Below are 12,764 nucleotides of genomic sequence, written 5' to 3'. Positions count from 1 at the left end.
TTTTATATTCCCTTGTATACGGCCCGTCTTTTTTCTTGAAAGGCCTGAAGCCCTTCTCTCCTGTCTTTTGTCGGGATGGTTTGTTCATACGCTTTTTGTTCAATCGCAAGGCCTGTAGCGAGATCTGTCTCCAATCCTCTATTGATTGCAAATTTAGCCTGACGGACAGCGATCGGCCCGTTGGCAGAAATGGCTGCGGCCAGTTCCTCTGCTTTTGGCATAAGGTCACAAGGAGCGGTGACATGCTCTACAAGGCCGATTTCTTTTGCTTCGTGTGCGGTCACGCGGCTGCCTGTATAAATGATTTCTTTTGCTTTTCCTCTGCCAATCAGCCGGGGCAGCCTTTGGGTCCCTCCAGCGCCCGGGATAATAGCTAACCCTGTTTCCGGAAGTCCCAGCACAGCTGATTCAGTTGCGATTCGAAGGTCGCATGCCAATGCCAATTCTAGTCCGCCGCCTAATGCGCTTCCATTTATCGCAGCTATGACCGGCTGAGGCAAGGCATCAAGTAAAGCCGCCGTTCTTTGAATGAGAGATACACTTTCCAGAACCTGATCTTCTTTCAGTTTTATCCGTTCCTTCAGGTCTGCCCCTGCACAAAACGCTTTTTCACCGGTGCCTGTGAGGATGACGCAACGGATGTTTGAGTTGAATTCAATTTCCTGGATAATCATTTGCAGGTTTCTAAGCATTTCCGCTGAAAGAGCATTTGCTGCCTGAGGCCTGTTTAAGGTGATCAACGCAATATGTTCATTTTTAACAGTAAAAAGAATAGAATCTCCCATTGTATGCGTCCTCCCTTTTATCAAGATGATTTAAACACCTGTAAATTTCTGCTCGGCAGCGGTTTGCCCATTTTTTCTTCAATCCATTTGGCCGCAGATAGCAGTTTTTCTAGCTTTACATTTGTTTTGATATCCATCTGTTCAAGCATGTACACGATATCCTCAGTTGCGGCGTTTCCTGATGAACCTGGCGCATATGGGCATCCCCCAAGCCCGCCTGCCGAGCCGTCGAACACCGTGATGCCCATTTGGAGTGCTGTGACCATGTTGGCCAGAGCGGTTCCTCTCGTATCATGAAAATGCAAGGCAATTTGATTAGCCGGGAATCGTGCCAAAAGAGCTTCAAGTACAGTTTCCACTTGGGCGGGATTAGCCGCTCCAATCGTATCTCCAAGCGAAAGTTCAGAAATCCCAAATTCAAATAGAGCTTCTGAAAGGCGAATGACTTGTTCAATGGGGACATCTTTTTCGTACGGACAGCCGAAAACAGTCGAGAGGTAGGCTCTTGTTGTGAGGTTTGCTTTTTGTGCGTCGTTGTTTACTTGTTTGAGTATATGAAGGGATTCAGAAGTGGATTTATTGATGTTTTTTCTGTTGTGCGTCTCGCTGGCGGACATAAAAACGCAAGCCTCGTTAATGCCTCCTTCAAGTGCATTCTCCAGTCCTCTTTGATTCGGGACAAGTGCCGCGTACGTTACCCCTTTTAAACGGTCGATGCCTTTTGCTACGTCGATAGCATCTCGAAGCGCCGGAATCCATTTCGGGTGAACGAAGGATGTGATTTCAATATACGAAAGCCCTGTCCGGGAAAGCTGGTTGATCCAGGTTATTTTATCCTCTGTTGCGATCCATACGGGCTCGTTTTGTAAGCCGTCACGCGGGCCGACTTCTTTGATTGTCACTTTTTTAGGATATGACATGGTCTTCCTCCAAATTATTGAGTGGAATCGCTCAGTTCGAGCAGTACGTCTCCTTCATTTACAAAGTCGCCTTCATTTTTTTTGACTTCTTTTACGATTCCGCTTCTATCTGCAACGATCGGGATTTCCATTTTCATCGATTCCAAAATGGCTACCTCCTGGCCCTTTTCGATTTGGTCGCCGGCTTTGACGTGGACTTTCCACAGGTTTCCTGCCATTTGTATGTTAACCGTCATGACAACTGCCTCCTTTACAGGTGTTGTTTCAAAAAGTCAGTCGTGACATCCCCTTCTTTAAATGCCTTTGTTGCCGCAGCCTGTATGAGAAGCGGAAGATTTGTTTTGATTCCCTCTACACGATAGTCGCGAAGCGCTGTCTCTAGTTTTTCAATTGCTTCTGTTCTGGTTTGGCCTTTGACAATCATCTTAGCGATCATCGGGTCATAAAAAGGGGTAACGATGCTGTCTTTTGCTACCGCACATTCGTGTCTGACTCCTTTTTGGTCAGGAAGTGAAAACGCAGTGATCGTACCTGGTGACGGGAAGAAGGTCTTGGGATCTTCCGCGTATATTCGAACCTCTATCGCATGCCCGTTCCGTTGGATGTCTTTTTGGGAGAATGTGAGTGTATGGCCCGCAGCAATCCGCAGCTGCTGCTCAACTAAGTCCAGGCCTGTTATTTCTTCAGTCACGGGGTGTTCAACTTGCAGTCTCGTATTCATTTCGAGGAAATAAAAATTTTGCTTCTGGTCAACTATGAATTCGATGGTGCCTGCGTTCGTATAGCCGATTGCCTTTGCTGCTTTTACCGCTGTTTGCCCAATCTTCATTCTTAGTTCATCGTCTACAAATGGAGACGGTGCTTCTTCAATGACTTTTTGGTGGCGCCTCTGAACAGAGCAATCACGTTCAAACAGATGTACTGTATGGCCGTGTTGATCGGCCAAAAGCTGAACCTCGATGTGACGCGCATGTTCAATAACTTTTTCTATATACATCGACCCGTCACCGAAAAAATCTGCTGCGCGCTTTTTGTTTCCCTCGTACGCTTTTTTTAATGCTTCTTCATTTTCAACACGCTGCATTCCGATGCCCCCTCCGCCCGCTGAAGCTTTCAGCATGACAGGATAGCCGATTTGACCTGCGGTGCGGCAGGCTGCCTCTATATCTCCGAGGGATTCAGAAACGCCCGGCACCACAGGGACACCTGCAGCCTCCATTGCTTTTCGCGCTTCAATTTTGCTGCCCATCTTTGCGATGATATCAGGGGAAGGTCCGATAAACACGATGTTTTCTTGCTTGCAGCGTTCAGCGAATCGGCTGTTTTCTGATAACAATCCATATCCAGGGTGGATCGCGTCGGCATTTGCTTTTTTCGCCGTCTTTATGATTCTCTCTATATTTAAATAACTTTCACTGACTCTCGATTCCCCGATCAAATAAGCCTCTGTAGCGGCTTTTGTATGGAGCGCGTCCTTGTCGGCTTCTGAATAAACCGCAACCGTTTTAATGCCGAGACGGCTGCATGTTCGGATAATTCTCATTGCAATTTCTCCGCGGTTGGCGATCAGTACTTTTGTAAACATGATTTCACCTCATTGACTTGATGATAGGTTGAACATTTCAATCGTTTTTCCTCGCAGTTTATATTTTTGAATTTTGCCTGAGGCCGTCATCGGATAGTCATCCGTAAAAATAACATAACGCGGAATTTTGTGGCGGGCGATTTTCCCTTTGCAATAGGCTTTAAGCTCATCAGGTGATACGCTTTTACCGTCTTTCAGTTTAATCCAGGCTGCAGCTTCCTCCCCGAATTTGGCGTCAGGCACACCAACGACCTGTACATCTAAAACAGCGGGATGCCGGTATAAAAATTCTTCAATTTCCCGCGGATAAATGTTCTCGCCGCCTCTGATGAGCATATCTTTTAATCTTCCGGTGATGCGGCAGTACCCGTCTTCATCCATGACAGCAAGATCTCCGGTAAACAGCCATCCGTCATGATTGATTGCTTTTCTGGTCGCATCTTTGTCTTTATAATAGCCTTTCATGACGTGATAGCCACGGGTGCACAGTTCTCCCTGCATGCCTCTTTGAACTTCTTGACATGTCCCAGGTTCTACAATTTTCACCTCAGTATGTGGCAGGGCGCGGCCGGTTGTTTCGACTCTTCTTATGAAGGAATCATTTGCTCTCGTTTGCGTAATGACTGGCGAGGCTTCGGTTTGTCCATAGGCGATCGTAATGTCTTTCATGCCCATTCTTTCAATCACAGCTTTCATCACTTCACTTGGACAGGGAGAGCCGGCCATGATTCCTGTTCGGAGCGTCGATAGATCATATGCATCAAAATCCGGATGATGCAGCTCGGCGATAAACATGGTAGGCACACCATGGAGCGCTGTGCATTTCTCTTTTTCTACCGTTTTAAGGACGGTAACGGGATCAAATTCTTGCACGGGTATCATGGCTGCCCCGACGGATACACATGCCAAAACCCCAAGGACGCATCCAAAGCAGTGAAAAAACGGAACCGGGATACACATGCGGTCTTGAGAGGTTAAAGCCATACATTCAGCGATATTAGCAGCGTTATTGATGACATTGAAATGGGTCAGCATCACGCCTTTTGGAAACCCTGTCGTTCCTGATGTGTATTGCATATTAATCACATCGTCTTTATCCAGGCTGTTCATTCTCTCTTCAAGCTCAGCATCTGTCACTGTTTTCGCCAATATCTCTGTATCGTCCCAATGATACATGCCAGCCAACCGTTTATTGCCAATATAGATTAGCGTTTTTAAAAAGGGATAGCGTTCAGATTTCAGTTGGCCGGGCTTTGCTTCTTGCAGTTCTGGAATTAAACTGTTTACGATGTCTGGATAAGAAGTGCCCCTGTATGAATCCATGATAATAAGCGCGGCGGCATCCGATTGCTTTAACAAGTAGTCCAGCTCGTGTGCTTGATAATTGGTATTGACGGTTACGAGCACGGCTCCGATCTTCGCAGTTGCGAACTGGACGGCAAGCCATTCAGGGATATTAGAAGCCCATATGGCGACGTGGTCTCCTTTTCCAATCCCCATCCGCATAAGACCTTTAGCGGTTTGACGGCACAGACTGTCAAATTGAGCGTACGTATAGCGGATATTTCGGTCTGGATACACAACAGCATCTCGATCGGGATACGCATCAGCTGTTTGTTCCAGCAGCCTGCCGATTGTGGAATGGATGAGTTCAGCCATTCATTGTTCCTCCTTTCTTAATGATAGGAAAGCGTTTACATTTTTATTTTAAAAGCTGTCTGGCGATCACGAGACGCTGAATTTCAGATGTGCCTTCACCGATTTCCATTAATTTTGCGTCCCGCAGCATCCGTTCCACCCCATACTCTTTCATATAGCCTGAACCTCCATGGATTTGAATGGCTTGATTGCAAGCTCTTGTCGCCATTTCAGATGCGAATAGCTTGGCGTACGCCGCTTCTTTGGTGAACGGGTGGTTATGGTCTTTCAGCCAGGCGGCTTTTAACACCATTTGCCGTGCCAGATCAATTTCCATCGCCATGTCAGCAAGCTTAAATTGAATCGCTTGAAAGGAAGAAATCGGCTGTCCAAACTGCTTTCGTTCTTTCGCATATGCCAATGATGCGTCAAGGGCCGCTTGGGCAATGCCGACTGCAAGAGCAGCGATGGAGATTCGCCCTCCGTCCAGCGTATATAGAAACTGTTTAAACCCTTTTGTTGGATCGCCAAGTAAGTTGGCCGCAGGCACTCTTACATCTTCAAGCAAGATTTCCGCTGTATTCGAACCGCGGACGCCCATTTTATCGTACGGGCTCGTAATCGTAAGTCCTGGTGTATCAGTTGGCACGATTAATGCGGAGATGATGTTTTTTCCGTCTTTGTTTTTGCCTGTTACGGCGGTTACAATAACTGTGCGTGCGTAGCTTGCATTAGTGATCCAGCACTTTTCGCCGTTGATTACATACTCGTCACCATTTGAAATCGCTTTTGTTTGAGTGCCTCCTGCATCTGAGCCGGCATTTGGTTCCGTCAGGCCGAATGATCCGAGTGCTGCGCCTGAAGCCAGCGGCGTCAAATGCATCCGTTTTTGTTCTTCTGTTCCGAAGTAGTAAAGAGGGCTTGCGCCTAGCGAGACCGCTGCAGCATAGCTTAATCCAGTACTGCCGCAGGCTTTGCCGACTTCTTCAACCGCTAAGGCATATGAAATCGTATCACCGCCAGATCCGCCGTATTCTTCTGGAAATGGAATACCCATCAGACCGAGTTCACCCATTTTTTCAAATGTTTGCATCGGGAACTCGCCTGTTTGATCTACATGTTCAGCGTGAGGAGCAATTTCTTTTTTCGCAAAATCTTTTACCATTTCACGCACCATTTGTTGTTCTTTTGTCAGCTCAAAATTCACATCGTTTCCTCCTTCACATCTTTGTAACATCCTATTAGGCGAGTTCTATAATCATTCCCTGACAAGAAAAGTCTGAAAATTAAAACTGAATCATTTTTTATGTGATAATTTCAGCGGAATGAGCAAATACATGCAGTAGGCGCATACCATCCATATCGCAAACGCAATAACTTGGCCCTTTGATAAAGCCGGGAAGATGAGGGAGATTCCAAAGGGAAATCGTATCAATCAATAAACCGACCGCTGATCCCCATATACCTAGCTTGATCACCGCGAACTGTGATTGATCGAGTTTTTGATAGAGAAAGAACACAAGGCATAAAACAAGAGCGGTGAACGCTTCCAAGAGAAGAAAGTTCGGCAAAAAGGCTTCTTCAGCCGGATCAGTCAACACAGCATCTCCAAACAGCACAAAAAATAATGTGGCACCTAACCAGACTAGAAATGAAAACGTAAAACACGTCCTGTACGTGTTTCTCTTCGATTTTACTTAGTACTAGTTTCTCAGATTCCAATAATGGAAAATGTCCAAACACCGCCTACAGCGGTTTACCATCGTTTCCTGTCTCCAAAATCACTTTTAAAAAAAAGACGACTTAGAAAGCCGTCCTTCTCATTTCTTATTTTGTTGTTCGTTTGGAAGCCTTGCTTTCGTTATGAAGCCGGTCTGCTGAAGTGACATAATACGTATATTTCTTGTTGGGATCTGCCGTGTTATCTAAGAAGGTTTGCTGCTCATGTGTTTTTCTTTGCGTTGCCAGCAATGTTTTCTGCTTTTTCCCTTCGGCTCTGTATATCGCATAATAGGCTGTTTCTTTCGTTTTTTGATTTGATGGGTGATCTTTAATCTGCAGAAGATTGCCGTTTTTGTCTTCGGTGACTTTCGTAAGCTTCGGTTTTTTTGGGGCGGTATTGTCAAGCCAAGGCATTTGCGGAACCAGTGCCGGCTTGCTGTAAAGATCGGCGATGAGCCTGTCTTTGATGCCAAGCGGATTTTTGTTGAGGTCCTTGAGGCTGAAATGCATGCTTCCTTTCACCAGTTCAAGCTGGCGGTTCAAAGTGATTTGCCGCACATATTCCTCAGGGTCGGACCAAGGCGGATCAAAATTGTTATTGATTTTATATGCTGCCTGGCCAATATATAAGTGAACAGGCCTATTTTTGACTTCATTGCTCCACCAATCAGCCAGCACGTCGTAAGCCGCTGCGTTAAAGCCAATACTCCAATAAATTTGCGGAGCAATATAATCGATGTCGCCTTCTTGGATCCAATGTCTTGTGTCTGCATATAGATCGTCATAATTTCTGACGCCTGCTTTTGTATTCGATCCGGTCGGGTCATCTGCGGCGTTTCTCCATACTCCAAAGGGACTGATGCCGAATTTGACATACGGTTTTGCAGCTTTAATTGTTTGGTTGATTTGTTTGACAAGCTGGTTCACATTGTCCCGCCGCCAGTCATCGATATTAGAAAAAGCGTCTTTTCCGTATTGTTCGTACTGTGCTTGATCAGGAAATTCCTGTCCCGCTATTTTATAAGGGTAAAAATAATCATCCATATGAACAGCATCGATATCATAATGTTTTACGACTTCTTCAATGCCTTTGACGATAAAATCTCTCGTTTCTGGAATGCCTGGATGATAATACAGCTGGTTTCCGTAGGCGGCAACCCAATCTGGATGTTTTCTTGCCGGGTGACTCTCAGACAATTTATTAAGATCTGTATGATTCATTGTAATACGGTAAGGGTTAAACCACGCGTGAAATTCCAAATTTCGTTTATGGGTTTCTTCAATCATAAATGCAAGAGGATCATAGCCCGGGTCCTTCCCTTGGACACCGGTTAAGTATTCCGACCAAGGCCCGTAAGCTGACGGATAAAAGGCATCAGCCGTCGGTTTAATCTGAACGATAACGGCATTCATTCCCATTTTCTTCACATCGTCCAGCAGTTTGATATACTCCTGTTTTTGCTCTTTCACAGATAACCCTTTTTTGGACGGCCAATCAATATTTAATACGGAAGCAATCCATACGGCTCTCAGCTCCCTGTCAGACTGCGCATTGGCCATAAACGGAACGGAAATGACAAACGTTCCGATGATCAAGCTGACAAGGAAACGGACAATCGACTTTTGGCAAACCTTCATTCTGTTTCTTCTCCCCCATTACATCACTTTCACTATTCGCTATTACGGTATTCCCGGGCTATAAAAGGGTGATTAACAGAATGTCTATCTCTCTAAATAAACGAAAAAAGTCCTAAAGCATGTTGTGAGCCGCTTTTAGGACTTTTTATCATTCATCATGGTTTGCAGACTTTTTAACACGTCAATAAGTTTTACGCCGACACCGACAGCCGTTTCAAGGATCGCTTGTGCTCCGGCAATGGCTAAAATAAAGATCACCGGTATTGCAATACGAGGCAAATAAAGATAGCCAAGTCCGATCAAAATGGCACACCAAACACCGGCACACCAGTAGCAATTGAGCATGTATCCAAAGTTAGAAGCCGGCACACTTTTTTCATCTACATGCCCGTTTTGATCAACAATCCTTTTCTTTTTCATAAAAGGTTTTCGGATAAATTCTGTGATTTTGTCGAATACAATCAAATGTGTCAGCCTGTAACTGGCTAGAATCAGCATGATAAACGTAAGAAAAGATAGATGATCCATGACAAGCCTCCAAGAAAAAGGATGATGTTATCATTCCCTAGTGTCATCGATCCATTCTTTGATACAAAAAGAAGCAGACAGAGAATGCCTCTGTCCGCGAATCTGTTCTATTGTTTGTGCGGGATTGCTTTATTTGAAGTGATCTTTTCTAAAATGTCAAGGATGATGTCAGCATTCTTTTCAGCATATGTTCCTTCCAGCATGTCTTTATGAGCGCCAAAACCCGTGTACTCGCTGTAGTTTCCACAGGCGCCTTCCCATTTCGTTAAGCCTGTATTCTCGCTGGTTTCGATTTGAATTCCAGCTTCGATGAAATGAATGCTTGCTTTGATGTGCCCTTCATTCAGCAATTGTGCCCAATATTCTTGATAGTTTCTTTTTTTCTTCATCACCTTTTCTCTGACTGCTTCAGGCAGATATGCTGCAGATTCGTCATTCCCGGTATCAATAGGCAAAGGCTGTTCTTTTAGATAAGCGTCCACGATAATGAAGTCGCTGACTTCTAATCCTTTGCGCTCCATAGCTTGTGCCACTTCAAAAGCCAGGTTTCCGCCTGCAGAGTAGCCTAATAAAACGTATGGGCCCTCAGGCTGTATGTTCGTCATGCAATTAACATATTGTTCAATACGGGTGTCTTGTTCAATAAAGTGAAACCCGTATACGGCTGCCTTCTCATTCAGCAATAAAGCAAGGTCTTTGAAATAAATGCCAAATCCAGATATCGGCGGGAAGCAGAAAAGATTTTGCGCGCCGTGCTGGTTCAGTTTGATCACATGCTGTTCATCTGCCGCTCTCAGCTGTTTAGAATAAAGTTTTTCGGCAAGCTGAGCGATTGTCGGATGTTCGAATAAGAAATCAATCGGTATGTCAATGTTCTGCTGATGTTTTAGTGTATGTATGACTTGCAGTGCTTTTAGTGAATGTCCGCCAATAGCAAAGAAGTCATCATCAATACTGATTGTGTTAACACCGAGGACTTGCTTCCAAATGTTCGCTAATTCTTCTTCGACCAAGTTTCTTGGCAATATGATGTTCTGTCGTTTGGCAGGCTTATTTTCTGGAATAGGCAGCGCGCTGCGGTCTATTTTTCCGTTTCCGGTAAGCGGCATCCGCTCCACACGCACCCAGTGCTGCGGGATCATATAGTCTGGAAGCACACGCGCCAAATCGGCGCGAAAATCCGTATCTGTTTTTTTGTGATCACCGACGTAATGAGTGTACAGCTGCGCCTCTCCATCTTTTTCTCTCAATGTCACTGCTGCTTCTTGAACGCCTTCCATTTCTAACAGGCGCGCTTCTATTTCCGCAGGCTCAATTCGTTTTCCGCGGATTTTCATTTGCCTGTCAATTCTGCTGATGTATTCTAAGTTTCCATCAGGCAGCCAGCGCGCCAAATCACCGGTACGGTATATTCTTTCTCCAGGCAAGAAAGGATGAGGAGAAAACACAGCATTTGTCAGGTCATCTTTGTTCAAATAGCCTTTAGCGACCCCATCACCGCCAACACAAAGCTCGCCGGGAACGCCTATTGGCAAAAGACGTCCTTTTGTATCTAAGATGTAAGCGGTGCTATTGCTGATTGGTTTTCCAATCGGAATCGGCCCCGCATAGTCTCTCTTCATTTCAAAAAAGGTTGAAAAAGTCGTGTTTTCCGTAGGCCCGTAAATATTATGAAGCGCGAGATCTGGACAGGCGTGCCTGACAGCATTCATCAGGGCAGGAGAGAGTGCTTCTCCTCCGACATATAACGTATGGAGTCCGCGAAACATGTCAGCTCGTACCTGTGCCAGCTGATTAAAAAGAGCCGTCGTTAAAAATAGCACTGTGATGCCATTTTCAAGCAAATACGCTCCAAACCGATCAGGTGTCAGCATTGTCGATTTATCAATGATATGAAGGCTTGCGCCATTTAAAAGCGCCCCGAACATTTCAAAGGTGACGGCGTCAAAGCTGATAGATCCAGTCATAATAAACCCGTCATCACCGGACGCAGACGTGTAATTGCTGTTGCTGATAAGGGACACGACATTGCGATTCGTGATCATGACCCCTTTCGGCCGGCCTGTTGATCCTGAGGTATACATGATATATGCAAGATCATCTGGACTGGAGATGGTGTTAATAGGAAAATGGTTCTCTCCCATCAATGCCTGCGCATCTGCAATCATACATGTTCCTGAGAACGCAGCATTTTGCTCCAGCCCCTTTTGAACAATCAGCATTTTTGCTTGCGTTTCCTCAAGCATAAAGCTGACTCGTTCAGGCGGAAGCTCCTTATCAAGCGGGAGGTATGCTCCCCCTGCTTTTAATACGGCGAGCACACTGATCATGAATTCGGGAGAATGTGCAGCCAATATTCCGGCTGTCTCGTTTTTCCGAAATCCCTTTTGAATTAACTCTCTGGCGAGCGCATTAGAGCGTTTATCAAGCTCTTTATACGAAATAGACATATTGCCATACACAAGTGCGGTATGGTCTGGCGTCTTTTCTGCTTGTTTGCGAAATAAATCGATAATTGTATGATTCTTTGGATACTCCGTTTTTGTATTGTTGAACTGTGTGACAATCTGCTCTTTTTCTGTTGCATCAAGAAAAGAAAAATCAGCAATTGGCATATGAGGGTGCTGTGCAGCTGTGCTAAGCGCTTGCGTAAATTGCCTCTTGATACAGCTGATCCAGGCAGCATCGTAAACGAATGCATTATAGCTGAACTTGACGACAAGCTCTTCGCCGGGAGCAACGACAAGATTAAAGTTATATCCTGATTGCTCGGATACTTGAACTTGATCGATTTGCAGCGGTGAATCGGTTTGATCAGCGGAATCGGCGATTTTCTGCTGTAACGGATAGTTTTCAAAGACGATAATGTGATCAATCAGTTCCTGTTTTAATGCGGTGTTTGCCTGAATATCAAATAAAGGCTGGCAGGTAAACGGCTCAGCTTCCAGCATTTCTTTCTGGCATCGTATGAGCAGTTCTTGAAACGTTTCGTCTTGATGTGTTTTAATTCGAATCGGTATGGTATTGATAAACAACCCTATCATTTGCTCCACGCCCGGGATTTCTGACGGTCTTCCTGATACAACTGCGCCAAACACAACGTCGTCTGTGCGGTTATATTGCTGCAGCATCACACCCCAGACCGCCTGAATTAGGGTAGCGAGCGTGACGCCGTGTTGTTTTGCAGTCTCTTTCAGCTTGTCTGTCAGTGGTTTATTTAATGAAAATATCAAATCTTCACGGTGATAACCTTCTTTTGTTTCTTTATCAGACACACGAGGCAGAGGTGATGGAGTGCTGTAGTTTTTTAAATAGGTATCCCAGTAGGCTGCTGCTTTTTCTTTGTCTCGGTTTGTCAGCCAGGAAATATAGGTGCTGTACGGACGGACAGGGTCTAATGAAAGCGGTTTTCCTGCATGAATTGATTGATAAATTTGCATAAATTCCTGCATAACAATACCTAGGCACCATCCGTCCATTAAAATATGATGGTGACTCCAGATACAGACATGCTCATCTTTAGCTGTTTTGAATAGAGAAATCCGCATCAGCATGTCTTTTTGCAGATCAAAGCCTTTTTGCTTGTCCTTCTCCTTAAAGCGTTCAATATACTCATTCTGGTCGTTTGTTGGCAGATGAGAAATGTCTTGTCTGTACAAATGGAATTCACGTTCTGTCATCACGACTTGCCGAGGTCCCGACAAATGCGGGACGTGCGGCAAAAACACAGTTCTGAAAATATCATGGCGGTCGATAATGGCTTGAATGCTGCGCTGAAACCATTCATAGCTGAGGCTTCCTTTAATGGTGAAGAGCGACTGCTCAACGTATGCCCCCTCCTCTTTACGGAGGAAGGAATGAAACAGCATTCCCTCCTGCATATGACTCAGAGGATAAATGTTCTTGATTTTTTTGATGTTATCCATAGTGTCTGCACCTTTCTTCACG

General features: G+C 45.1%; 10 protein-coding genes and 1 pseudogene. All 11 read right to left on the bottom strand.

Features of this window, described 5'->3' with window-relative positions; genetic code table 11:
- Positions 1–2: 2 nt before the first annotated feature.
- The 11 genes and pseudogenes from M1D94_RS11540 to ppsE all read right to left on the bottom strand — a co-directional run bounded on the left by M1D94_RS11540 (position 3) and on the right by ppsE (position 12,763).
- Positions 3–785, bottom strand: coding sequence for an enoyl-CoA hydratase (locus M1D94_RS11540; protein WP_282627602.1), 783 nt, complete (start codon positions 783–785; stop codon positions 3–5).
- A gap of 20 nt (positions 786–805) precedes the next feature.
- Complete coding sequence (gene ldeG, locus M1D94_RS11535; protein WP_038827842.1) at positions 806–1,705, bottom strand: hydroxymethylglutaryl-CoA lyase; 900 nt, start codon at positions 1,703–1,705, stop codon at positions 806–808.
- Positions 1,706–1,719: 14 nt separating this feature from the next.
- Positions 1,720–1,941 carry an acetyl-CoA carboxylase biotin carboxyl carrier protein subunit gene (locus tag M1D94_RS11530; RefSeq protein ID WP_021479784.1) on the bottom strand — a complete coding sequence of 74 codons (222 nt, stop codon included), beginning with the start codon at positions 1,939–1,941 and terminating at the stop codon, positions 1,720–1,722.
- A gap of 14 nt (positions 1,942–1,955) precedes the next feature.
- Positions 1,956–3,290: an acetyl-CoA carboxylase biotin carboxylase subunit gene (locus M1D94_RS11525; RefSeq protein ID WP_282627601.1), complete on the bottom strand. Its 1,335-nt coding sequence runs from the start codon at positions 3,288–3,290 to the stop codon at positions 1,956–1,958.
- Positions 3,291–3,299: 9 nt separating this feature from the next.
- Complete coding sequence (locus M1D94_RS11520) at positions 3,300–4,949, bottom strand: AMP-binding protein (RefSeq protein WP_282627600.1); 1,650 nt, start codon at positions 4,947–4,949, stop codon at positions 3,300–3,302.
- Positions 4,950–4,992: 43 nt separating this feature from the next.
- Entirely contained in the window at positions 4,993–6,135 is a 1,143-nt protein-coding gene (locus tag M1D94_RS11515; RefSeq protein ID WP_282627599.1) for an acyl-CoA dehydrogenase, read from the bottom strand.
- 90 nt (positions 6,136–6,225) lie between these two features.
- Positions 6,226–6,529: pseudogene (locus M1D94_RS11510) on the bottom strand (DUF5367 family protein).
- Positions 6,519–6,671 (bottom strand): hypothetical protein, encoded by a 153-nt coding sequence (locus tag M1D94_RS11505; RefSeq protein ID WP_282627598.1) that lies wholly within the window; start codon positions 6,669–6,671, stop codon positions 6,519–6,521. The pseudogene M1D94_RS11510 and the gene M1D94_RS11505 overlap by 11 nt, the downstream one beginning before the upstream one ends.
- Positions 6,672–6,755: 84 nt before the next feature.
- A complete protein-coding gene (locus M1D94_RS11500) occupies positions 6,756–8,288 on the bottom strand; it encodes a glycoside hydrolase family 10 protein (RefSeq protein WP_282627597.1) in 1,533 nt (510 codons plus the stop codon).
- Positions 8,289–8,423: 135 nt separating this feature from the next.
- Positions 8,424–8,816 carry a DUF1360 domain-containing protein gene (locus M1D94_RS11495; RefSeq protein ID WP_160243729.1) on the bottom strand — a complete coding sequence of 131 codons (393 nt, stop codon included), beginning with the start codon at positions 8,814–8,816 and terminating at the stop codon, positions 8,424–8,426.
- 107 nt (positions 8,817–8,923) lie between these two features.
- On the bottom strand, positions 8,924–12,763 hold the full coding sequence (gene ppsE, locus M1D94_RS11490; protein WP_282627616.1) for a plipastatin non-ribosomal peptide synthetase PpsE: 3,840 nt from the start codon (positions 12,761–12,763) through the stop codon (positions 8,924–8,926).
- Position 12,764: the final 1 nt, after the last annotated feature.

Source organism: Bacillus sp. JZ109 (genome assembly GCF_053903135.1).
This window is presented reverse-complemented; position numbering and strand designations above follow the sequence as displayed.